We start from the raw sequence: 19,431 nt of genomic DNA on the forward strand, positions 1-19,431 counted from the left end.
GGAGGACAGGCCGCGCGGAAGCAGCGCGAGGGTTAAAAGACTTGAGGGAACCGTCGACCGCAAAGGGCGTTTCAATGAGAGGAGGAATTCACCATGTGCCCGCAAATGCCGATTACGGCCTCAGACTTCGCACCTGCGCTTGGACTCCCGAACCCCATACAATATTTCCCCGAGCCATCGCCTCGCCTTCCGGCTTCGGAGAGCGAAAAGGAGGCTTACGAAAAGGGGGTGAAGGATGGAAAATGCGACGCCGAAAATAGAAAGAACCCCTATTCCGAGGATAGCGAACAGGCGAAAGCCTACGAGCATGGCTACCTTGATGGGCAGAAGATCCGGTTCGCAGAGTAGATATATAGCGACGGAAAACAGCACACTCGCGGTAGTCCGTGCTGTTGAAGCGAAAGGCTTTCGAACTTAATAGCGTTGATGCCGGTCGCGGAAATTGCTTGGCATAGGTTCATGGAACTCTATGTTTCGACCGACGTTTGCTGATCGCGATCTCTTCGATCCTGGAGATCTTTACAGGAGGCTATCGTGTTTAAATTTCCTGTTTTATTCAGCATCATCCTCTTTCCAACCGCCGTTCTTGCCCAGTCCCCTGATCTAGAAGCAACATGCAAGACCGTCGCCAAGAATTTCTTTTTATCGGACGGGCTTGCGATTGGAACGGTGCAGTCCTTTCCGGAACTCAAGCCGCCTGGCGTTCGTATGACCTACTCCACCCGGCCCGGCACTGCGGCAGCCGAGATGAGCGACACTTTCGAATGCGAGTTCGAAAAGGCGGACAAGCCTCACAACCTCGTCAAATTTTGCGTCTCCAGCACATGCTATGTGCCTAATGACGGGGATGCGGATCGCAAGCGACATTTTGAGGAGATGCGAATTCTTCTGCAGCGATCTGAGAAATAGGGGTGCTAAAGGGCTGAGGCCGCTCTTACCAATGAACCTCTGCCGAGTTTTCGCCGCAGCTATGAAATGTGACGGGAAGGGGCCGTCCCGGAGAATATTTGTCGTAATCAATTAAGGAAGGGCGCCGGCCAGCCCACCGTCATGGTTGATCGGGTGGGCTGGCATTCGGATCATGGTCTCATCGCCTTCAGCGTCTCATCACATTCATGACGAGCGAAACGACGAAGAAGATAAGAAAGATAAAGAACAGGACCTGGGCGATCGACGCAGAGGCGCCTGCTATGCCGCCGAAGCCGAGGGCTCCTGCAATCAAGGCCACGACGAGAAATACCAGTGCATAATAAAGCATTTCGCTCTCCATTGGTTGCTGGATGGAGAACGGAGTAAAGTGCACTTTGTTCCTTGAATGGGGCTGGCGTTACGCCGTGGTTACGGCTTGTTTCAACCAAACTTGCTTTCCGCCGGCGTCCGGCGGCGGCGGTTCGGCGGCATCCAGATACATCTTTACCGGAGCCGTGAGCACAAACCACAGGCTGGCGCCAAGCAGGAAGGTGCCTGCCGCCTCGTCGCCGGCGTAGACACAGAAGGGGAAAATGACGGCGGTAAGCAAAACTGTCAGTCGGGTCGCCCATTCGCTCTCACGCTTACGCGTGGCTGTAGCTGCCAGTGCCTGATAGGATCGTATATCGTAATTGCGCCCCATTCGACCCGGCATCAAAAATCGCAATGACGGAACGGAAAGCATGAAGAGCGTGCCGATGGCGAAAGCGTAAAGCGGGCCATTCAGCAACAGGCCGCTTGCCGCCATAAGGGCAAGAACAACGATAAGGCTCCATGACGGGCTTAGCGTCTGCGGAGAAAGACCGGTTTGTTTGTGCCACAGCCGCATGGCTGCCGATCCGCCGCGAAGCAGCGGAAGATCGATGTAGCGATTGAGGAATTCCATGGTGTGCCCTTCCAATGTCGGCGCAGCTAACCATCAGAAGAATCCGGCACCAGCATGGCAAGACTGAAAATCCGCCGATACAGTTGCGGTTACCTGGCGTTTTCCCCTGCACGGATGGAAGAACGGCCGTTATCGTCGTAGCGGAAACGCGAATAGCCTTTAGTTCCCATGCGATGTGGAATCGAATAATGTCTCTTCTCATCGCGAATGGTCAGAGAGTATTGAGAATGTCTATGCAGCCGATCTACCACAGGCTCAAAAGGGCAATAGCCCTAGGCATTCTGATTATTTTTCCGGCTGTTTTTTGTGCGTCCTGCTCGACGGGAAATAGAACTGGCGGTCAATCGGGTTCCGTAGCGGCAAGCAAATCGACAGATCCTGCCGCCGCCAAAAAAGCGGCCGAGCGTCGGCGATGGGCGGAGAGAGTACAGCGAGACAATGAGCTTGCTCCAGGCGGCTCGACACCGGGCTACTACGGCTCTTTCGGTCCTCGTTTCACTTGGTGAGCGATAGAAGGGCGGTCTTCAGAACTTCGTCGTGCCCTCTTGCTTTTTCGGCTAGCAAGCTAGGTTTGCGTCCTCGTTGCCGAGCCGGCGAAATTCGGGCCTCTTACACCGGGCTCGATCAAGCACGTCAATAGCTAATTAATCCACCCTTCGACCCGACGTGCGATGTTCCGGCTCCAATGGCGTTGGATCAAGGCCTTTCAAAGCCTGGATATCGCCTTGTAATGCGATATGCCACTCCTTATATTTCCGACATCACTCACATAATTGGCCACAGCGGACGGCTGAAGTCGTCGGCGCTCCCGTGCGCAACAGCGCCGGACCGCCATTTCGCCGAATGGCTGGTAAGGAATTTCAATTGAACAAAGCAAATATCCCCGCCGCTCCGGCGGCGATGGAGCCGCGCGACCGCGGTGAACGCATCGAACGACCGGACAAAAACCAGAAGCCATATCCCTGCCTGCTCACGCGCGCCGAATTGAAGGCGATCATAGCCGAGCAGCTCGGTTGAGCGGAACTATCAACGAAACAAGGAGAACGAGAATGCAAGTCATCGTCAGAGACAACAATGTCGAACAGGCCATTCGGGCACTGAAAAAGAAGATGCAGCGTGAAGGTCTGTTCCGCGAGATGAAGGAACATCGGGCCTATGAAAAGCCGTCCGAGCGGCGTGTGCGCGAAAGGGCGCAAGCGATTGCCCGCCAGCGCAAGGCCGTCCGCAAGAGGATGCAGCGCGAAGGGCTTCTTCCTTCCTCCAGGCGCCGGGCGGCTGCTCGATAAATCGTTGGCAGCAACCGCAAGCATCTACGAAAGGATCACATAATGGAAGAACTGCACAGCATTACGGTTTCGGAGCAGCGGCTGGAAGACTGCCGCGATGCTATTGAGTTCGATCTGCAGGAGCTGATCCGGAGCACGATTGTCTCCGGTTTCTCGGCCGAAGAGGTCCTGATTGCGATCAGCGAACTTGTCGCGGAGGATTTCGCCGCGGTCGCGAAAGTTCCAAGTGTCCATTAAACAGAAGGAGCGGCCATGGGCATTTCAGCGCAAGGAAACCTGTTTGCGGCAGTAGAACCGCCGTTGCCGGAGGGTTTCCGCTACCAAGCCGATATCGTTCCGGAGTCCATCCAGTTGGATCTGCTTCGCGAGATACCGCAATTGCCGCTGAAGCCGTTCGATTTTCATGGCTTCGAAGGTAGGCGACGCGTCGTCTCCTATGGTTGGAAATACGATTACGAGGCGCAGCGTCCGAGGCGCACTGGCGAAATTCCGTCGTTCCTTCTGCCCATGCGTAGCATCGCGGCTGAGTTTGCGGGAATAGCGCCTGATGATCTGCAGCAAGCCCTCGTCACTGAATACGCGCTGGGTGCGCCGATCGGCTGGCATAGGGACAAGAAGGTGTTCGGGCGGGTTGTCGGCATTTCCCTGCTATCGCCTTGTACGTTCAGGCTGAGGCGCCGTGCCGGGGATAAATGGCAGCGCGCCACGCTAATCTGCGAACCCGGTTCCGCTTACGTGCTGTCAGGTCCTGCGCGAAGCGAATGGGAGCATTCCATCCCGCCGGTTGATCGGCTTCGCTATTCGATTACCTTTCGGGAAATCGGTTAGCGCGATGTCGAGCCGCAGTGAGTTGCGGCTGGAAGCGAGCCACTGGACAAGACGGGCCGGAATAGCCGGCCCATCCGCAATCAATCATGGGCGATCGCTGTGGGGGCAGCAGCCGGCGCTTCCTGCCGCCCAAGCCGGTCGGCGACCAGCATCGACAACATCATTTCGACAAGACCGTTGGCGGCACCCTTTTCCCCAGCGCCACCGCCGACCTGGATCTGCGGCACGAGAGGCAGCCTGCCGTTCTCGATCGCTTCAGCGAAGCGCATCAGAACCTGCGAATTCAGCTGATAATCCGGCCCGCCGAAGGCTGCGACCTTCTTTTCGGTGGCTTCTGCTTCCGCCAGACCGACGGCGCGCACCTTTTCGGCATCGGCAAGGCCTGTTGCCTTGATGCGCTCGGCATCGGCAAGCGCAATCGCCTTGATGCGGTCGGCCTCGCCGAGGCCCGCAAGGCGTACCTTCTCGGCCTCAGCCTTGGCAGTGACCTGGATGGTTTCCGCCTCCTGGCGGGTGCGGGCCAGCTGCGCCTTACCTTCGTTCTCGCTGATCTCGATGGTCAATGCAGAAGTGGTGATCTTGGCCTGTTGTTCGGCAAGCGCTTCCTTCTCGCGCAATGTGCGCTCCTGGACGGCCGCAACTTCCTGCAGCTTATAGGTCTCGACCTTTTCGACGGCGATCTGGCGTTCGCGCAGCTGGATCAGGATTTGCTCTATGCTGTTCTGGCCGTTGCTGGCGCGCGGGGTGCCGATCAGAACTTCCTGCAGCTCGAGACTGTAAGAGGCGAACTTCTCGCGCATTTCCTCGCCGGATTTGCGCTGGATTTCGCTGCGTTCCTGCAGGAGTTCTATCAAGGTCTTGGTCTGGGCAATATTCTTGAAATAGGCCGAGACCATCGGATCGAGCGTCTGCTCCACCAGGCGCTTGATATCGCCGAAGCGCTGCACGACGAGCGGTGCCTTCATATAGTCGATATGTACGACGACCGAGAGCGGCAGCACGGGTTCGAACGCGTCCTTGGTGATCAGCGATACTTCAGACAGATTCTCATCCAGCCTGTGCTCGCCGAACTGTTCCTTCGTCCATTTGAGTACGAAGTTGGTGGTCGGTACGATGACGATACTACCGGCATAGGTGTTGAACGCATACTTGCCGGGCAGAAGCGGTGCCGACCAGACGCCGCGCGCGCCGGTCTCCACCAGTTCGCCATGGCGATAGGACTTGCCGGAAATGTCTGCGCCGCGGCGGCCGGTATAAGAGACAACAACACCGACCGTGCCGACATCTATAATCGTCTTGTCGACCACTTCGACGGTCGCAAAAATGCGATTAAGGAAGTAGCTGCCGTCGGCAAGCACCTGCAATTGACGGCCGCGATAGCCGCCGGCATTGAGAAATTTCTCCGGATCCTGGAAATTGTTATGGAAGTTTGCATCCGTCGGATCGTTGGCAACCGTCGGTGCGATGATCTCGCCGTCGGGCAGGGCCGGGCCGTCATGGATGGTCACGATGCCGATCATGTCCTCTGCGTCATGAATGACGACGGGCTCGAAGCCCTCCCGCTCGGTGATCTGCGTCGACATGTCGGCAAACAGTTTCTGTTCCGACGAACTGAGGTTGACGGCATAGATCGATTGTGCGGTCAGCACGATGAACTGCGCAAGATTGATGGCATAGGTGCCTTCGCGCAGGATTTTACGCTGCGGGCCTTTCTGTCCGCCTTTGAGGAGAAAGTCGCGCACGTCCTGGAAGTCATCGGCTTCCATGTTCGAGGCAAGCGTCTGGGTGGGCGGCAGCGGCTTGCCGTCACGGGCAAAGACGTAACCGATCTGACCCTGTGGAATGGTCACGAGATTGGCGCGATGCAGGGAATACTGAAACGGCATGAAAAAATGCAGGCCGCCGCGCACGACCTCAGGCTGGAAACCGGCCTCGCCGTTCAGCGCAATGAAACCGTTCTTCACGGAACCGCGAAAGCTCCACAGCTTTTCGAGGATGCCGAGCCTGTCGTTGGGAATATAGCGGATCACGCCGCTCCATCGGAAAACTATCGCGAGCACGATTGCGGCACCGGCGATCTCGATCGCCAGCCATTCCATCGGACTGAGATTGGTGAGGGCTTCCATCTCTTCTCTCCTGTGGGCGCACGGGTTCATCCACCCGACAGCCGCCCGGTTGGTATTGGTTGATAAGACGGGGAGATTGCGCGCCTAAGCACTCGACGCACCAAGGGCGTGTCGAAAGTTTGGGCTGCTCATTGTCTGGAAAAATGACCGCGCGTCTCCAGTCCCCACTGGGGAACTGCGTGGTCGTGAGTAATCTCACATCGGTGTTGCCTTGATAGACATAACGGTAGACCACGTAGGGATTGCGCCTATAGGTTTAAAGATGCTTGGTGCGGAAATCGCATAAGTACTTCCAATGATTCGGCGATTTCGAGCAACCAATCGATCGCAGGCGGGGCTAAAGCAAATTGAAGGGCAAGCCGATTCCGTCCAGCTGGCTCGCCCCTTTTCTCGCAGCGATTCTGCGGTAAGTATTGTGCGGCTGAATTAGCAGGAGCCGACATGGACGAAATAATCGAACAGCTTCTGCACCTTTGTGCAACCAGTTCGACGCTTATGGCGGTTTATGACGCCGAGGATCGGTTGCGATATGCAAACCCTGCCTTTCGATCAGCCTATTTTATCGATCCCGATGAAGCACCGCTATGGCCGGATCTGATGCGGCGCAACTTCACACTTGGGCGCGGTACGGTCATTCGCACGGTCGACTTCGACGGATGGCTACGGTCGACGCAGTCACGTCGCGGGAAGATCGGCTATCGAGCCTTCGAGACGGATTTGGTGGACGGTCGCTGGCTTTGGATGACCGAAACCATGCAGAAGAATGGCTGGATGCTGTGCATTGCGAGCGATATAACAACATTGCGTGCTGAAGGCCGAAGCGTCCGGCAAGATCGCGACCAGGCCATCAAGGCTTCTCAAACCGACGAGCTCACAGGGATCGCCAATCGCCGTTTCGTCATGGCGCGAATAGACGATATGCTGGCCGGCGCCAGGAGTGGCGATATCGGATGCCTTGCCGTATTCGATATCGACAATTTCAAACTGATCAACGATAAGCACGGTCACGACGCCGGAGATCTCGTCCTGCGGGATTTTGCACATAGGCTCCATCAATATGTGCGGCGTACCGACTGTTTCGGGCGCGTCGGCGGCGAGGAGTTCGTTCTCGTCATGCCGGGAACAACGCAGCAAGATGCAATCGAACTTATTGAACGGATGTTGACGACGATCCGGTTTTCCCGACCGCTCACAGCCTCGCCGGATTTCGGTTACACTTGCTCGGCCGGCATTGCTGCCTGCCTGGAAACCGACAGTGCGCCGGATTTGTACCGGCGCGCCGATCAGGCTCTCTACGCTGCCAAGCTCAGCGGCCGCGACCGGGTTCGCGCTGCCTGAAGTATCGTTCCACCTTGCACATCGTTCTGCGGTTCAACATGGCAGCACCTGCCGGTATCCCTTCACTTTCGTGATAAGCAGTTGAGATAACGGCCGGAACTGGTTATCTGCCGGGCTGTCCAATTCGCGAACAGTAAGGCTATGGCCGTATGGCTCCAAATTTCCTCGTCACGCATTCCGGCGGCTTTCATGCCGACGAAGTGTTGTCCAGCGTCATTCTCACGCAGATTTTCCCTGAAGCACGGCTTGTTCGCAGCAGGGCGCCGGAATGGATCACCCCCGGCGCCGATCGCATCGTCTATGATGTCGGCGGCGCCTATGACGCCGCTGCCGGGATTTTCGATCATCACCAGCGCGGCGCCCCGCAGCGCAACGATGGCCAGCCCTTCAGCTCGTTCGGCTTGATCTGGAAACATTTCGGTCGTGACTATCTGGCCGCGCTCTCTGTTCCGGGCGCCTTCGTGGAGACGATGCATGCCGCCTTCGATGCCAGCTTCGTCTTGCCGATCGACCTGGTCGACAATGGCGCACTCAGCCCGGATAGCGCCGGTCTGCTGGCGGGATTGACCCTGCCGTCCCTGCTCGAAACATTGAAACCTGTCTTCGACGATCCGGATCCGGAGGCGACCGATCGAGCCTTCCATGCTGCGGTTGCGATCGCCCGCAGTTTTGTCGAAGCAAAGATTGCCGGGATCCACGCGAAACTACGCGCTGAAACCCTGGTTCTGAAGGCGATTGCGTCCGCCGGGGAGGGCCGTGTTCTCGAGCTGCCGATGGGCATGCCGTTTCGTCCGGCCATCATGAAGGCAGGTGCCGATCACCTTCTGTTTGTGGTTCATCCTCGCGAGGCCGATTGGTGCCTGACGGGAATTCGCCGCGCGGAGGAAGGGTTCGAGCTGCGCGCCGACCTGCCGGCGGCTTGGGCGGGGTTGAGCGGGCGCGATTTGGAAGTGGCGACGGGGGTCGAGGGAGCCAGCTTCTGCCATAACGGCCGTTTTATTGCCGCCGCCAAAACGCGAGAAGCTATACTTGCTCTCGCTAGGTTGGCGGTAGAGGACGTGGAAAAAAGAGCCGATCGAGTCTCGAACTAAGGCTGAACTCGCCATCGGCACATGCCGCAAACGTCGGGAAGAACAAGCGGCTGGTTTCAGCCATGTGCCGGGCCGCTTGCATGCCGAATTGGATCAGCCTCCAGATCTGACGTCGCCAACCACGGCCTGCCACCCGCGAGCGACAGCTCCAGCGCAAGCATCCTCGATGCGATCGAGCATGGCATGGAGCATCTCGCGCTCGTGTTCAGACAGGCTTTCGAGAATGCGTGCCTCCATCGCCTGACCGATCGACACGATCTCGTCGAGCACCTTGTAGCCCTCGGATGTGAGTTCGACGGCCGAAAACCGCCGGTCGCCCGCGCCGGCGTTGCGCCGGGCGAAGCCCAGCGAAACCAGTTGCGCGATACCGCGGCTGACGGCAAATTGATCGAGCGCGCCTGCGTGGCAGATTTCCTTGCTCGAAAGCCCGGGACGGCCACCGGCGATGGCGAGAATTCGCCACGAGGCTTGCGACAGACCGTATCTTGGTCCGTAATAGGAGGCGAGCAGCTCAGCGGTGCTGCTTGCGACCAGAAACATTCGATAGGGTATCCAGCGATCGAGCCGGAAGGCCGGCTTTAATGCCGTCCCATCCTCGCGTTCCCCCGCCAGCCCATTGTCAGCTTGATCGTTTTTTAATTGCATATTGCAGATATATTCCAGCGCAATTGTGAAAACAAGCCGCCACGCCGGGCGACAATCAAGCGAGCAGCAACCTGTCCTCGGCGATCTCGCCGCCGCTTACTGCCCCGAACAGGGCGATCAGGTCGGGGACGTCGTAACCTGCCCGTTCATCGCCTGCAACATCAAGCACGATGCGCCCGCCACTCATCATGATTGTGCGCTGGCCATAATCGAGAGCATGCCGCATGCTGTGCGTGACCATCAGCGTGGTGAGATGCTGACGCTCGCTGATCTCCGCCGAAAGTGCCAGGATGCGCGCTGCCGCCTTGGGGTCAAGCGCGGCTGTATGTTCGTCGAGAAGAAGTATCTTCATTGGCAGCAACGTTGCCATCAACAGGCTTACCGCCTGCCGCTGACCGCCGGAAAGTGTGCCAATTCGCGCTCTAAGCTTCGTTTCAAGTCCGAGCCCCAGGCCGGCGAGCTGTTCCTCAAATCGCGAGCGGCCACGTCTCCCGCCAAGCGCAAGGGATAGTCCTCGTCGCCCGGCGCGTGCGGAGGCGAGCGCAAGATTTTCCTCGACGGTCAGAGCTTCACAGGTTCCGATCCGTGGGTCCTGAAATACGCGGCCGATGAATCGCGCCCGCGCCTGGGCAGACAGTCGCGTGACGTCTACGCCATCAATCACGATCCGGCCCTTGTCGGGCGAAATTGCGCCGGCAATGGCCGAAAGCAGCGTGGATTTTCCTGCGCCATTGCTGCCGATCACGGTTACGAACTGGCCATGGGGAATGGCCAGCGAAGCGCCACGCAGCGCCGCTACTTCGAGAGCGGTGCCAGGATTGAACGTGACCGAGATCGTATCGAGTTTCAGCATCATGAGGCTGCTCCTTCTGCTTTCGACGGCTCCGACAGCCGGGTACGCCTGATGGCGGGCAGCTTCTTCAGCCGCGTTTTTGAAATCATCACGGCAACGGCGACCACCAGTGCGGTTACCAGATTGAGATCCTGCGCCTGGATCCCGATCACGCCCCCATCAAGTGCCAGGGCGATGACCAGACGGTAGATCAATGCGCCGAGGATGCAGCCGAGAGTGGCGCGCGCAACCGACCCGGCGCCGACGATTGTCTCGCCGATAATGACGGCGGCAAGACCGGTGACGATGGTGCCGATACCCATGGAGACATCGGCAACACCCTGGCTTTCGGCATACAGCGCTCCGGCAAGGCCAACGAGGCCGTTGGCGAGAGCCATGCCAAGCATGACCATGCGGCCGTTGTCGACGGCCTGCGCCTCGGCCATCTTCGGGTTGGCGCCGGTTGCACGCAAGGCAAGTCCCATGTGCGTCGCGAGGAACCAGTTAACCAGAACCTTTGCGGTCACCACGATGCAGAGGAGCAATATTGTATTGCCCCAGACACCGAGTGCGGCAATCGTGCCGATCCAGGAAAATATGGTGTCGGTGCCGTAGAGCGATATATTCGGTTTGCCCATGATGCGCAGGTTGATCGAAAACAGCGCGACCATGGTCAGGATACCCGCCAGCAGGTTCATGATCTTCAATCGAACCGACAGAAATGCCGTTACGAAGCCGGCGACCGCGCCCGCCGCAAATCCGAGGAGTGTTGCGACCATAGGCGGCACGCCGGCCATAATCGCGGATGCTGCGACTGCAGCGCCTAGCGGAAAGCTGCCATCGACAGTCAGATCCGGAAAATCGAGCACCCGAAACGAAAGATAGACGCCAAGGGCCACGAGGGCAAACAGCAGGCCTGCCTCGCAGGCGCCGGAAAGGGCAATCAGGCTCATTGTGCGATCACCTTTGCTGCGCTTTGCGTCGTGGCCTCGGACAGAGTGACGCCCATCTTCTTGGCCGAGACGAGATTGAGGTAGAGATCCTCGCTGTCCAGAGTTCCAACCGGGATGTCGGCGGGCTTTGCGCCGTTCAGAACTTTGGCGGCGATCTCGCCCGTCAGCCGCCCGAGCTTATAGTAATTGAAGCCAAGCGCAGCCATTGCGCCGCGTTCGACGGAGTTGGTGTCGCTGGCATAGACCGGGATCTTTGCATCGACGCCGACCTTGACCACGCTTTCCACGGCTGAAACCACCGTGCTGTCGGTCGGCAGCAGGATGACGTCGGCCTTGCCGACCAGGCTACGGGCAGCATCCGGCACGGCGGCCGACTGCGCTGCCGTCGCCTCGACGATACTCATGCCGAATTTCGCCGCCGCCGCCTTCATGTCCGCCACCTGTGCGACGGAGTTGGCTTCGCCAGCATTATAGAGGACCCCGACTTTCGTCGCTGTTGGTGTGAGCTTGCGGATCAATTCAAAGGTCAGATTTAGGGGTTGCTTGTCGCTGGTGCCGGTGAGCGTGCCGTCGGGCTCGGTGAAGCTTTTGACCAATTTTGCCGCAACGGGATCTGTTACCGCAGAAAACACGATCGGGATCGCTCCTTTCGCCGCCGCCTGGCAAGCCTGGGCGGAGGGGGTGGAAATGGCGACGATCAGGTCGGGCGATTTACCGGCGAATGTTTTTGCGATCTGTGTTTGCGTCGGCATGCTCCCTTGAGCGCTGGCGACATCGAGCGTGATGGTTTTGCCGTCAACGAAGCCGGCATCCGCCAGCGCATCGACGATCCCTTTGCGGGCCGCATCGATGGCCGGGTGTTCGACGATATAGGTCAGGGCAACCGTCTTGTCGGCCGCAAATGCGGTCGCTGTGGGCAGCGGCATCAGCAATGCTGAGAGGGCGAGGGCGTGAAACAGAGCAGTTCTACGGCGCATGGGAATGATCTCCTCGGAAGGGTTTTCGGAAAATTCGTTCAAGCGGCTGCGAAGGTTTGCGGGCGGGATGAGGCGAGCTCGCCAGGTGTCGCCACCCTTTCGGTCCGGATCAAGGGCGGCGGCAGCCGGAGCTTTGCAGGGCCGATATCGGCGATGGTCGGTGAACCCGTCATCGCCTGGGCGACATCGAGTTCTGCAGCGAGGATGCTCAAAGCGCGGGAGACCGCTTCCTCTCCACCGCTCGCAAGCGCGTAGAGGGTTGCACGGCCGAGCTGCACAGCCGTGGCGCCGAGGGCAAGGGCCTTGATGACGTCGGTGCCGCTGCGAAATCCGCTGTCCACGAGAATGGCCAGCCGACCGGCCACGGCGGCAGCGAATTCCGGCAGGATATCGATACTTGCAACGGCTCCATCGAGTTGCCGGCCGCCATGATTGCTGACTACGATACCGTCCAGTCCCAATTCGGCTGCCCTTGCCCCCTGCGCTGGATCGAGTAGCCCCTTAAGGATCAAAGGGCCTTTCCAGCGATCGCGTATGAAGGCGATATCGTCCCAGGATACGGTCGGATCGAGCTGCTGTTCCATCACCTCGGCGATGGTGGCGGCGGACCTGAGGTCGAACTCGGCCGCCATGACCTCCAGCCTCGGTGCACCGGCACGCGCCATCCGCAATGCCCAGCCGGGATGGGTGGCAAGGCTCAGGAGTTTCTTTGGCGTCCAGCGGAACGGCAGTGAAAAGCCATTGCGAGCATCGCGCAACCGCCTGCCGGGAATGGCGTTGTCGACGGTGATCTCGATTGCTTCGAAGCCCAAGGCCTGGGCGTGCTGCAATAGTCTGAGGCTCACCTCGCGGTCCCGGAACAGGTAGAGCTGAAACCACTTCCTGCCTTCACCGGTAGCTGCCACGGCTTCCATGGACGCGCTGGCCGCCGAACTCATGACAAAGGGGATTCCTGCTTGTGCGGCTGCCCGGGCCAATGCCTGGTCGCCCGCGGGCCATGCAGCACCCGCCAGCCCGGTCGGTCCGATGATGATCGGCATTGAGAGCGGTTTGCCGAAGAGCGAGATGGCCGCCGAGCGGTGGCCAACATCGACCGGCGCAGAGCCGACGAGACGGATCCGATCCAGTGCAGCCCTGTTTTCGCGCAATGTGAGTTCCGAGCCGGCGCCGCCGTCGAAAAAATCAAAGACCATTTTCGGCAATGCGCGTTGCGCGGCGATTCTGAAGTCGGCGATGGAGGCCGGACCATGCTGGCTGGACATGAATATTCTATTCCCTCCCTGGTTTATGGATCTTGCTCAATTGAACGGCGGTGCCTCGGCGAGATTGAAAATCTTGCCTGGATTCATGATGTTGTGAGGATCGACGGCGCGTTTGATCGCGGCCATTACCCGAATGGCGGGACCATGCTCTGCGACGAGCGCGGCCATCTTGCCGTGGCCGATCCCATGCTCGCCGGTCGATGTTCCCTGCAGCGCGATTGCGCGGGCCGCAAGACGTTTGGTCAGGGTTTCGACGCGCTGATGCTCATCGGGATCGGCGGGATCGAATAGGACGCAAAGATGGAAATTTCCGTCCCCCACATGGCCGCAGATCGGTGCGAGAAGACCAAGATCTCTCACATCGGCCTTGGCAGCAAGAATTGCCTCAACGAGCCGGGATACCGGCACGCAGCTATCTGTCGGCAGGGCGCTTGCGCCCGGGCGCAGCGCAAGGTTGGCCCACCAAATATCATGACGTGCCTGCCAGAGCCTGCCTCGGGCCTCCGCCGATACGGCCGTGTCAAAGCGACTGGCGCCAGCGGCATGTGCCTCCGCTTCTATAAACGGCAAGGCGGCCTCGACCGCCGCGCGACTACCGTGCAGTTCGATAAAAAGCGTCGGCTCGACCGGCAAGGAGAGTTTTGAATAGCTGTTGACGGCCTCGACCTGCAGTTCATCGAGCAGTTCGATGCGTGCCAATGTATCCGTTAGCCTGGTTGCAACAAGCACGAAGCCGACCGCTTGTTCCAGCGTGGAGAAACTCGCCGAAATCGCAACGACGTGGTCCGGAATTGGATGCAATTTGACAGTCACGTCGGTCACGATGCCGAGCGTGCCTTCCGATCCCACCCAGAGACGTGTCAGATCATAGCCCGCGGCCGATTTGCGGGCATGGCTTGCGGTGCGGATCCGATCGCCATTGGGCAGAACGACACCGAGTGAAACGACATTGTCCTTCATCGTGCCATACCGCATGGCATTCGTACCGGAGGCGCGCGTCGAAGCCATTCCGCCAAGTGAGGCATCCGCGCCGGGATCGACGGGAAAGAACAGTCCGGTATCGCGCAGTTCGGCGTTCAGGCGCTTGCGGGTGACGCCTGCCTCGACCGTCGCTGTCATATCGTCCGGTTGAATCGTCAAAATTCGATCCAGCCGCGAGAGATCGATGCATATTCCACCCATAAGGGCGGCAACATGACCCTCACAGGAGGTGCCGGTTCCAAACGGGATTACCGGCACATCGAAGGCGTGGCAGGTCGCGACGATGCGTGATACCTCATCCGCCGTATCCGGGAAGACGACCGCATCCGGCGGATAGGAGGGATGCCAGCTCACATCATGGCCATGCTGATCACGCACGGCCGTCGCCGTTGTCAGCCGCTCGCCAAAATGCAGCTTCAATTTCGCGATTGCCGCATCGACAAGATCGCCATGGCGTCCGTAGTGGTTTACCGCAGTCGTCATCGCTCGGCCTCCTGCTGGCCATCGGACCATCGAAAGGCGGCTGGAGGCTTGGTCCCCCATGACGAGAGATTTTCCTCACTGCGGTTGCGCAGGTGGCGGCTTGCCATCGGGAATGTCCCAAGCACGACCAGCTCGCGAGCATGATGGGCGAGAATATCGAGCGCATCGGCCACCTCCGGTGCGGCTGGATCGCCCTCGAACTCGCAAAGGAAGCGGGATGGCACGAACTGTCCGCCGACAAGATAGCTTTCGATCTTGGTCATGTTGATGCCGTTTTCGGCAAATCCGGCAATGGCATGGTAGAGGCAGCCCGGCCGGTTCTGGGTGCGGAAGACGATCGTCGTCAGAAGCTGTGTTTTTTGCTCGACCGCTTGAGGTTCGGCAGACAGCACGTAGAACCGTGTCGTATTATGCGGATCGTCTTCGACATTGCGTTTGAGGATATCCAATCCATAAAGGTCGGCTGCGACATCCGAGGCAATTGCGGCCTCGCTCGGATCCTTGCAAGATGCCACCAGCTCGGCGGCGTGCGATGTCGTCGGAGCGGCAATGGCCTCTAGGTCGAGCGCCGCAATTAGCCGGCTGACCTGACTAAGTGCGACGGGGTGCGAACGCACGCGCCTGATGCTTGCAAGCGATGCGCCTGGCGGCGCCATGAGGCAATGTTCGACGCGCTGAAAATGCTCGCCGACGATGTGCAAACCACTGTCGGGCACGATCCTGTGCACATCCGGCACCCGCCCGACCAAGCTGTTTTCGCATGGCAGGAGGATCCGGTCGACTTCACCGCGGACGGTGCTGGCAATCGTGGTCTCCAGGCTCGGCAGGGCGATGCGGTCGGCGGATGGGAACGCCATCCTGCAGGCAACATCCGCAAATGCACCGGGCCGACCATTATAGCCGACCTTATGGACCGCAAGCTCCGAGCCAAGTTTCGTGGCAACCGGAGGCAATGTACTTGTATGCGGATCGAAAGGGATCGCGGGGCGAGGGGCCGTGGATCCACGGTTTGCGGCGGTCGATGTCATAGGCGAACTCCGAAGGAAATTTGCGCATGCCAGGTCACGCCGCGGGCAGGATTGTCCCGTCCCGCGTCGAGCGCCTGTGATCGCTCATCCATGATTAATTTGCGGTCGGCAGCCTTGTCGTTTCCATCACTGTCATCGGCCACAGCAGGGCGATGCCGTTGCCGTCGGAAACGATGTCAAGATGGCGTTCTGCTGCAACAAGGCAGTCGTCGTCGGTGAAGATCTCGGTTGCCGAGAACAGCAATCGCAGAAAATGTCCGAGATCTGCCTTGGTGTCGAAGCGCCAGCGGGTGGTGACATCGGTAAATTGGGGCTTATCCCATCCGGTCAGAGCGCACAGGCTGGTGGCAAATTCCCGCGAGAGGAAAGAGACCTCGTGGCCGGTGCAGCAACTCAGGGCGATAAAATCGTCGAAATAGGCGGCAAGCCGCGTTCCGGCGAAGATGTCGGCAACTACCAGCTTGCCGCCGGGGCGCATATGGGCTGCGATAGCCGTCCAAGCCGCTGTCTTGTCGGAAATATGGTGGACGGCGCCGCGCGACCAGGCCATGTCAAAATCGCGGATCGGCAGGTCGAGCATGTGCGCTGCCTGACCGAAGACTCTGATCCGGCCGCCACTTTCGATTTCGAGATCCTCAAGTTGTTCGGTGGACGGATCGGTTGCGACCAGTAAGCCTGTAGGGCCTACATCTTCGGCGATCGCTCGGCTGAAATGACCGTTGCCGGCGCCGATTTCCAAGACGCGTCGGCCGTCGACCGGCTGCAGGAAGCGGCGCATGGCGGCAATATCGTCAAGCCAGGCATCGGGAAAGAGGTGGAGTGCATCGCGGTAGGTCGCCGAGCGGCGGCCTGAAAAGACGACCTCAGATTCAATCGGTGTCGAGGACATATACATGAACATATGCCTTCCAAAATTGTTGCGGTTCGGACATCTCCCTAGATTCTAGTTATGCGGGTAATCGCGATGCGATTTACCTCTTATGATTAAAACTACAACATAGATTTGCTAGGAAATCAATTGCTATTTGCAAGTAATTTAGACATGCATAAGCTTTGTGCAATCGATCTATTTGGAGGCAGTTTTGCCCGAGACAATTGCTGCCTGAAGAGGATATTCTCCCTGATTGGAATAGCCCTATCCCGGATTTCGCAGGGGCCGCCAAGCTATAGCTGGTCATGATCCCAATGCTTGCCAAAGCACAGCCAGGTATGATCCTGATCTCAAATGATTGTTAACGGTCCGGTTTCAGGCATTAAGGATCAGGATATTGCCCAGAATGATCGTTGCGCCACCGAGGGCGAGACGTGTATCGACGTGCAGCCCTTCGAATATGACGGAAATTGTCATAGCAACAATGGGAACAACGGTTAGCGCATAAGCGGCGCGGGCTGGGCCGACCTTTTCAATAAGCGTGAAATACATGAGAAAGGTGACGCAGGAGGCGACAATTGCGAGATAGGCAAGCTGTGCCAGATAGCCGGTTGTTACAGGTATTGTCAGGGACGTGCCGACAACCACAGCCCAGGCGAACCCGAAGCCGCATCCGCACAATGCGCCCCAACCCATGAGGACTGGGATGGGCACGCCGCGCCGCTGGTTGCGCGCAGCGATCGCCGTCCCTGCGCCGGTCGCTATCGCGGCAATGGCGGCCCATATGAAGCCTTTCAGGGTTTGCGGGTTGAGATGCAAGGCAAAGATCTGTGGGGCGGCCACGATGCCGAGGCCCAGTAGACCAAAGATTATGCCGATCGCGGCGCGGCGGCTTATTCGTAGATCCAGCAGAAACCGGCTGGCTACCGCGGCGAAAAGCGAGGAACTCGACAGCACCAGAGCTGCGATCCCGCTCGGTATACCTTGCGTCGCCTTGTAAAAGGCGATGAAAGCAAGCCCGAAAAACAATATGCCCTGCATTGCCACCCAAGAACGGTCGCCGCGCATAATTGTGATCGGTTTGCCGGTTGCGATCGAAAAGCCGAGCATGCCTGACCCAACAAGAAACATGCGAATGGCGACTGATAGCTCAGGTGCGGAAGCACTTGCCTGAAGGGACGTCACAATGGCGCCAGACCCCCAAAAAAGCACAGTCGCAAGAAACAGGGCTGCGGTCATCTCACATCCTTTGTGGCCAGACGGTAATCCAGGCAAGCGGCGAGTTCAGCACAAGGTGCACAGGGCTCGGAGCGTAATGTCAACTATTTACTTGCAAAACGCAATTATTATTAACTTGCATCCGCGATGTCGCTGCTGCGCCAGTTTCTGCGATGGCGATTGCCGACGTTTTGGGATCTTGGTTGATGGATCGCGCAATGTTTGAGCGTGGCAGGTGGAACGACTTGCGGTACCTGCCTGTCATATCAGGTAGGCGCCAGCAGTATCTTCGGGTTCAAAACGCCGCTAGCGTAATTGAGGCACGGGTGAAAATCTGACAAGCTGGATGGCATGAAGTCGAAAAAGCAAGGCGGCAAGCCTGCATCACCCAAACCGAAACACCTACTGCAGCAGCTTGCGCGGACGCCGGAGAAGCTGTTTTCAAGTGCTTTCCGCAACCAGTATGGCGCACTTTGTTTCCGCTACAAGGGTGATGAAGGCGAAATCGAGATATTGGTGATTACGTCACGCGAGAGTGGCCGTTGGATTGTACCGAAAGGTTGGCCAATGAAAGGCAAGGAGCCTCACGAAGCGGCTGCGATCGAAGCCTGGGAGGAGGCGGGCGTTCGTGGCAAGGTGAGGAAGGTGCCGTTTGGCCGGTACACCTATCTTAAAGAACTCCCTGACGGAAAAGTCGCGCCCTGCGTCGTCGACATGTTCCAAATCGAGGTGAAGGAGGTCGGGGCGGAGTTCAAGGAGCGGGGACAGCGCCGGATTGATTGGGTCAGCCCCGACGAGGCGGCACGCCGCGTGCGTGAAATCGAGCTTAAATCATTGCTCGTCAACTTTAAGCCGCAGCGCAAATAATCACCCGTGCGACTTTGTCTGCTCAGCTGAAAGAATAATGGGGCGAAAGCGGTCAGACGCGGCCAGTGATTGGCATCCGGCCGTTGCGATGGTCCGATCCCACCGAATTCCGGCTCATCTTGGCAAGAGTGTCACTCGTCATCAGACTAAGGTCCGTGTTCAACGCGGGTCTATTCGGATAGTGGATGACCGCCCCCGGTCGCCGACACCACTATCACCCGTCGGCGGTCCGCCCTGTCATTGGAGGAACCTCCGGTGGCAGGGCGAATATTCGGGCTTGATGCTCTTCGCTGATCTATGATCCACTTGGTGGACCTCCATACCGACGTTTGGTTTGGTGTATCGAAGCAAGATTGGAGCAGGCGATGAAAAGAATAGTCGCAGCGGGAATTCTGGCGGGAATGCTTGCGGCCTGCCAAGCCAGCCAAGAGGGGCTGAAGCCTATTCCCGGAAGCATCACCTACGGCGGGCAGCCGAGCCAACGGTTACAAAAGTCGCCGATCGGCAGCATTGTTCCTCACACATTCACGGATCAGTGGGGCGAACGAGTGCGCGAGACCTACATCCTGCAGCCCGACCGCAGCCTGAAGCTCGTAGATCGGGTATATCTCGATAACCCCTTCGATTGAACCGTATCCCGGATAGTCCGTCCTGGTGAGCGTGGCTTCGGCGATGGCCACTGCCAATCAGGTGAGAGCGCATCGGATTATGGCGCGCCCAAGAAGAGTTCGTGTGGTGGTGTGCCATGAAATAACAAGCGCCGCAGCAAATTGACGCTGTACAGTGTGCA

At 58.6% G+C, this 19,431-nt stretch carries 21 protein-coding genes; 9 read left to right on the top strand and 12 right to left on the bottom strand.

Translation table 11 applies throughout. The features are described 5' to 3' along the window. Positions 1-534 precede the first annotated feature (534 nt). Positions 535-909, top strand: coding sequence for a hypothetical protein (locus tag FHX05_RS20705; RefSeq protein ID WP_112609014.1), 375 nt, complete (start codon positions 535-537; stop codon positions 907-909). A 187-nt stretch (positions 910-1,096) separates the two neighbouring features. On the opposite strand, the gene FHX05_RS20710 is transcribed toward FHX05_RS20705, so the two are convergent. Both FHX05_RS20710 and FHX05_RS20715 read right to left on the bottom strand, forming a co-directional pair. Then, positions 1,097-1,258 carry a DUF1328 domain-containing protein gene (locus FHX05_RS20710; protein ID WP_015343210.1) on the bottom strand — a complete coding sequence of 54 codons (162 nt, stop codon included), beginning with the start codon at positions 1,256-1,258 and terminating at the stop codon, positions 1,097-1,099. 69 nt (positions 1,259-1,327) lie between these two features. Beyond that, a complete protein-coding gene (locus FHX05_RS20715; RefSeq protein ID WP_183874162.1) occupies positions 1,328-1,855 on the bottom strand; it encodes a hypothetical protein in 528 nt (175 codons plus the stop codon). Between the two features lie 864 nt (positions 1,856-2,719). On the opposite strand from FHX05_RS20715, the gene FHX05_RS20720 reads away from it, so the two are divergent. The 4 genes from FHX05_RS20720 to FHX05_RS20735 are packed head-to-tail and all read left to right on the top strand — an operon-like array spanning position 2,720 to position 3,969. After that, complete coding sequence (locus tag FHX05_RS20720; protein WP_183711731.1) at positions 2,720-2,872, top strand: hypothetical protein; 153 nt, start codon at positions 2,720-2,722, stop codon at positions 2,870-2,872. 32 nt (positions 2,873-2,904) lie between these two features. After that, positions 2,905-3,141, top strand: coding sequence for a 30S ribosomal protein S21 (rpsU, locus tag FHX05_RS20725; RefSeq protein WP_112337728.1), 237 nt, complete (start codon positions 2,905-2,907; stop codon positions 3,139-3,141). 42 nt (positions 3,142-3,183) lie between these two features. Continuing rightward, positions 3,184-3,378: a hypothetical protein gene (locus FHX05_RS20730; protein WP_015343205.1), complete on the top strand. Its 195-nt coding sequence runs from the start codon at positions 3,184-3,186 to the stop codon at positions 3,376-3,378. A 15-nt stretch (positions 3,379-3,393) separates the two neighbouring features. Next, a complete protein-coding gene (locus tag FHX05_RS20735; RefSeq protein ID WP_183874164.1) occupies positions 3,394-3,969 on the top strand; it encodes an alpha-ketoglutarate-dependent dioxygenase AlkB in 576 nt (191 codons plus the stop codon). A gap of 80 nt (positions 3,970-4,049) precedes the next feature. Here FHX05_RS20735 and FHX05_RS20740 read toward each other — a convergent pair whose 3' ends face one another. Further along, positions 4,050-6,095, bottom strand: coding sequence for a flotillin family protein (locus FHX05_RS20740; protein ID WP_183874166.1), 2,046 nt, complete (start codon positions 6,093-6,095; stop codon positions 4,050-4,052). Between the two features lie 441 nt (positions 6,096-6,536). Here FHX05_RS20740 and FHX05_RS20745 point away from each other — a divergent pair, with 441 nt between their 5' ends. Both FHX05_RS20745 and FHX05_RS20750 read left to right on the top strand, forming a co-directional pair. Continuing rightward, a complete protein-coding gene (locus tag FHX05_RS20745; protein ID WP_183711737.1) occupies positions 6,537-7,433 on the top strand; it encodes a GGDEF domain-containing protein in 897 nt (298 codons plus the stop codon). A gap of 149 nt (positions 7,434-7,582) precedes the next feature. Beyond that, positions 7,583-8,524, top strand: a complete 942-nt coding sequence (locus FHX05_RS20750) for an MYG1 family protein (protein WP_183874168.1) — start codon at positions 7,583-7,585, stop codon at positions 8,522-8,524. Positions 8,525-8,617: 93 nt separating this feature from the next. Here the strand turns inward: FHX05_RS20750 and FHX05_RS20755 are convergent, their stop codons facing one another. The 9 genes from FHX05_RS20755 to FHX05_RS20795 form a co-directional block, all read right to left on the bottom strand. Beyond that, on the bottom strand, positions 8,618-9,169 hold the full coding sequence (locus tag FHX05_RS20755) for a MarR family transcriptional regulator (protein WP_112412529.1): 552 nt from the start codon (positions 9,167-9,169) through the stop codon (positions 8,618-8,620). Positions 9,170-9,224: 55 nt separating this feature from the next. After that, complete coding sequence (locus tag FHX05_RS20760; RefSeq protein WP_041678435.1) at positions 9,225-10,022, bottom strand: ABC transporter ATP-binding protein; 798 nt, start codon at positions 10,020-10,022, stop codon at positions 9,225-9,227. Then, entirely contained in the window at positions 10,022-10,954 is a 933-nt protein-coding gene (locus FHX05_RS20765; protein ID WP_183874170.1) for an ABC transporter permease, read from the bottom strand. Before FHX05_RS20765 ends, FHX05_RS20760 begins: the two co-directional genes overlap by 1 nt. After that, the gene (locus FHX05_RS20770) at positions 10,951-11,931 is read right to left on the bottom strand and encodes an ABC transporter substrate-binding protein (RefSeq protein WP_210294942.1); all 981 of its coding nucleotides are present in this window, start codon (positions 11,929-11,931) and stop codon (positions 10,951-10,953) included. Before FHX05_RS20770 ends, FHX05_RS20765 begins: the two co-directional genes overlap by 4 nt. 38 nt (positions 11,932-11,969) lie before the next feature. Next, positions 11,970-13,193, bottom strand: coding sequence for an alpha-hydroxy acid oxidase (locus FHX05_RS20775; protein ID WP_183874174.1), 1,224 nt, complete (start codon positions 13,191-13,193; stop codon positions 11,970-11,972). A 36-nt stretch (positions 13,194-13,229) separates the two neighbouring features. Further along, a complete protein-coding gene (locus FHX05_RS20780; protein ID WP_183874176.1) occupies positions 13,230-14,657 on the bottom strand; it encodes an FAD-linked oxidase C-terminal domain-containing protein in 1,428 nt (475 codons plus the stop codon). Further along, entirely contained in the window at positions 14,654-15,685 is a 1,032-nt protein-coding gene (locus FHX05_RS20785; RefSeq protein WP_183874178.1) for a prephenate dehydratase domain-containing protein, read from the bottom strand. The genes FHX05_RS20780 and FHX05_RS20785 overlap by 4 nt, the downstream gene beginning before the upstream one ends. Before the next feature lie 94 nt (positions 15,686-15,779). Next, positions 15,780-16,580 carry a class I SAM-dependent methyltransferase gene (locus FHX05_RS20790; RefSeq protein ID WP_246699022.1) on the bottom strand — a complete coding sequence of 267 codons (801 nt, stop codon included), beginning with the start codon at positions 16,578-16,580 and terminating at the stop codon, positions 15,780-15,782. Positions 16,581-16,931: 351 nt separating this feature from the next. Then, a complete protein-coding gene (locus FHX05_RS20795; RefSeq protein WP_183874179.1) occupies positions 16,932-17,795 on the bottom strand; it encodes a DMT family transporter in 864 nt (287 codons plus the stop codon). A gap of 330 nt (positions 17,796-18,125) precedes the next feature. Here FHX05_RS20795 and FHX05_RS20800 point away from each other — a divergent pair, with 330 nt between their 5' ends. After that, on the top strand, positions 18,126-18,641 hold the full coding sequence (locus tag FHX05_RS20800) for an NUDIX hydrolase (protein ID WP_112337713.1): 516 nt from the start codon (positions 18,126-18,128) through the stop codon (positions 18,639-18,641). Between the two features lie 365 nt (positions 18,642-19,006). After that, the gene (locus FHX05_RS20805) at positions 19,007-19,270 is read left to right on the top strand and encodes a hypothetical protein (protein WP_183874181.1); all 264 of its coding nucleotides are present in this window, start codon (positions 19,007-19,009) and stop codon (positions 19,268-19,270) included. Positions 19,271-19,431 lie beyond the last annotated feature (161 nt).

The sequence above is a fragment of the Rhizobium sp. BK491 genome, from assembly GCF_014194925.1.
Classification (GTDB): Bacteria; Pseudomonadota; Alphaproteobacteria; order Rhizobiales; family Rhizobiaceae; genus Rhizobium.